Origin of the sequence: Bariatricus sp. HCP28S3_D3 (assembly GCF_052065755.1) — a bacterium.
Lineage (GTDB): Bacteria > Bacillota > Clostridia > Lachnospirales > Lachnospiraceae > Allocoprococcus.
This window is the reverse complement of the sequence record NZ_JBQHTK010000066.1, coordinates 1-3,393: the sequence shown is the minus strand read 5'-3', so window position 1 is coordinate 3,393 and position 3,393 is coordinate 1. Positions and strand designations below refer to the sequence as shown.

3 protein-coding genes are annotated in these 3,393 nt (G+C 42.1%); all 3 read left to right on the top strand.

Translation table 11 applies throughout. The annotated features are described in order from the left end of the window. Positions 1 to 150 precede the first annotated feature (150 nt). Genes ACTNB3_RS17610 through ACTNB3_RS17600 form a run of 3 tightly spaced genes read left to right on the top strand, consistent with a single transcriptional unit; the run spans position 151 to position 3,303 of the window. Positions 151 to 1,347, top strand: coding sequence for a site-specific integrase (locus ACTNB3_RS17610; RefSeq protein ID WP_320855292.1), 1,197 nt, complete (start codon positions 151 to 153; stop codon positions 1,345 to 1,347). Beyond that, on the top strand, positions 1,344 to 2,288 hold the full coding sequence (locus tag ACTNB3_RS17605; RefSeq protein ID WP_427805903.1) for a tyrosine-type recombinase/integrase: 945 nt from the start codon (positions 1,344 to 1,346) through the stop codon (positions 2,286 to 2,288). The genes ACTNB3_RS17610 and ACTNB3_RS17605 overlap by 4 nt, the downstream gene beginning before the upstream one ends. Then, on the top strand, positions 2,281 to 3,303 hold the full coding sequence (locus ACTNB3_RS17600) for a tyrosine-type recombinase/integrase (protein WP_320855294.1): 1,023 nt from the start codon (positions 2,281 to 2,283) through the stop codon (positions 3,301 to 3,303). The genes ACTNB3_RS17605 and ACTNB3_RS17600 overlap by 8 nt, the downstream gene beginning before the upstream one ends. Positions 3,304 to 3,393: the final 90 nt, after the last annotated feature.

The following is a 3,393-nucleotide window of genomic DNA, read 5'->3' as shown; positions in this document are numbered from 1 at the left end:
GCGCAATTATGTTGTGAGCAGAATTATGTTCTGTAGTGCCGCATAATCCTTTGAGTTCACTACACGGCACTGTTTTTACAGAACATAAGTATTCTCTCTGCCCAGTGATTACTGATATCATGTATTTACCAAATAAAAGGAGGTAGATACATGAAACAGGAAACTATTAACCAATTCCATGACTATCTGAAGGATCAGGGGCATGAAAATACTACAATTGCTGGTTATATACGGACGATTTGCGACCTTGAGGAACCACCTGATACCACCGATCCGCTTATACTGCTTGTTTATGTTGATCGAGCCATAAAGCTTAAAAGACAATCATTAAGTCGTGCAAACTTTGCATCAGCACAGGCCTCTCTCGGTTCTTTTTTCTTTATGAGAGCCGGCATACGAATCAGAGATTTTCGTAAACAGTGTGCCGCAAAAGATCAGTATGACCCTTTAATGGCACAATACGCAAGTTACTGTAGGGATTTCTTACATCTTTCAGAGCCGGTAACGCTAGCAGCGGTACGCGAGACCAAAAAGTTTCTGAAGGCTGTAGTTCCCGATATACATGACATAGCATGGACAAGCATTACTGCCAATGATGTTATCAATTACCTTTCGAAAGAGCGTAATGACCTGTGTACTGCGAGCATTGGAGTTACCGTGACCGCACTCAGACGATTCTTTCGTTTTCTGCAACATCACGATATCGTAATTCATACTTCTGTATTGAATCTGCCTTTATCTGTTCCGGCATGGAGTAAAGGGAGCAGCCTTCCTATCACATTGACAAAAGATGAGCAATCGCGACTTGCGGACTATTCATTTCCCAGTACTCCAACAGGACTGAGAGATTATTCAATACTGCTCTGTTTCACAGAGCTTGGTCTCAGGTGCAGTGAAGTTGCAAACCTACAAATAGGAGATATTGAATGGAACCGGGGAACTGTAATCGTTCGCAAAACAAAAACACACGCTGAGCGCGAACTGCCCATGTCAGTCAAACTTGGAAAAGCACTGGAGGATTATGTGTTGCACGCTCGTCCCATAGCTCTAGGATCTCCATTGTATTTCAAATCTGCAAGACGAATGTTGGAGCCAGCTTCTACAGACAATGTAAGAAGTGTGATCCGGCGGTTATACAGTAAAGTCGGTATTACTGGCTGGCATGTAGGAACTCATGCATTAAGGAGAACTGTAGGATCTCATTTATATAACGCAGGTAATGATTTAAAGACAGTTGCTGATCTGTTAGGGCATACTTCTGTTTCAACAACAAAAGCATATGTGCGGATTGATGTCGAATCACTTCGTGAAGTAGCATCATCATGGCCAGGGAGGGAATTGGTATGAGCAATAAAATCACGTCCTTGGTAACGTCATACTTGGATTATAAACGTGGCCTTGGCTTTCAGATGACAGCCGAAGCTGTATATTTGAATGCTTTTGCCAGATATACGCAGGATATAGGATACACCGGTGCATTAACACGCAAAATAGTCTTCCAATGGTGTGAAAGTGGTGACGATCCATCACTGGTGACGAAAGGGCGCCGATTTGAACCATTAAAGGGACTGGCCGACTATGCGGGCGCCTTTGATCCAGATTCAGAATTACTTCCTAAACTTCCTTATGGTAATCCTCATAAACGTGTACGTCCTCATATTTATACACTGGATGAAACCTGTAGGCTGATGGAACAGTGCGATCATCTTTATTCTCCGGACGGAATCCGTTCACTGACAATGAAGACTGCCATTGGACTTCTATGGGCTACAGGGCTCAGGACTTCAGAGCTTGTAAATCTAACAATCTCAGATGTTGACTTTACGAACAACTTGCTTAACGTTTGTAGCAGTAAGTTCAACAAGGACAGGATCGTACCGTTACTGCCAGAGGTATCAGATCAGTTAAGATCCTATCGAAGCCAAGTGGAATCCCTTTGCAATAAAGTCCGTCTTGGGAATGAGTTTTTCATAACCACAGGTGGCAAGCCTTTTAAACGAAATGCATTTGAATACGCATTCCAAACGATTCGTGACATCATTGATGTTAGTGATTCTGGGTATCCACACGCTCGCCTTTATGACTTTCGGCATACCTTTGCTACCAGAACCATAAAGAACTGGCTTGAGCAGGGAATGGATGTAAATGCAAAGCTTCTCCTCTTATCTACATATATGGGACACATCCATCCGGAAGACACTTACTGGTACTTGTCTTCAACACCAGAACTGATGGACATAGCTTCTCGAAAATATGAGAACATATACGGAGGAGATGCCCATGAATAAGAATGATTCGCTCACTGCCGCACTGAAATTTGCCCCACTTTTGGAGAAATATTTCCTGATATACCTGATAGCACAGAAAAAATCGTCTCCAAGAACAGTTTCCACTTATCGAGACAGTTTCACTCTTTACCTTAGATTTATGGCTTCTGTATATGGCATAGCTCCTGACAGAATCGAGATGAATCATTTTTCATTAGACCATCTGTCGGCATTTGGAACATATCTGGAGACAATCCGAAACTGTAGCCCATCAACTATTAATCTCAGAATGTCTGCTATAAAGTCATTTTTGAAATATGCTGCGGTAGAGGCGCCAGAATACTCTGGGATTATCCGTAAGTCCTTATCATTACCAGCCAGAAAAGCGGATAAACAGGTGATGTCATTTATCACCAAGAATGAGTATGAATCAATGCTTAAAGTATGCAATAACCCAGATGCATTATCGTTAAGGGATAAGATGATACTCATGATTCTGTACAACACAGGATGCCGTGTATCGGAGCTGGTTAACTTATGCGTGTCTGATATATCTATTGAAACAGATGGGACATCATCTATTCGATTTTTGGGAAAAGGCCGAAAAGAACGCATAACTCCAATATGGAAATCAACAGCTGCATTTATCGACAATTATATCAAGCTGCAGAATTTAAACCGCAACAACCGTCTTTTATCAAACAATCGCAATGGGAATTTAACACGATCAGGCGTCGGACAGCGGATAACCACGATCACAGAAAAAGCTGCGGAACTGTCCCCATCGCTGAACAAGAAAAATGTCACACCCCATACGTTCCGCCATAGTGCTGCAATGAATTTGCTGCAGGCTGGTGTAGATATATCTACAATCGCCATCTGGCTGGGGCACGAAAACATTGAAACGACTCATAAATATATGGTGGCTGACATTGAGATCAAACGTCAAGCTATGGAGAAACTTGATGAAACAACAAACGGTTCATTCAACTATAAACCGAGTAAGTCCATTCTCGCATTCCTGGCTTCTCTGTAATAATTATGTTCTGTAAAAACAGTGCCGTGTAGTGAATTCAAAGGATTATGCGGCACTACAGAACATAATTCTGCTCACAACATAATTGCG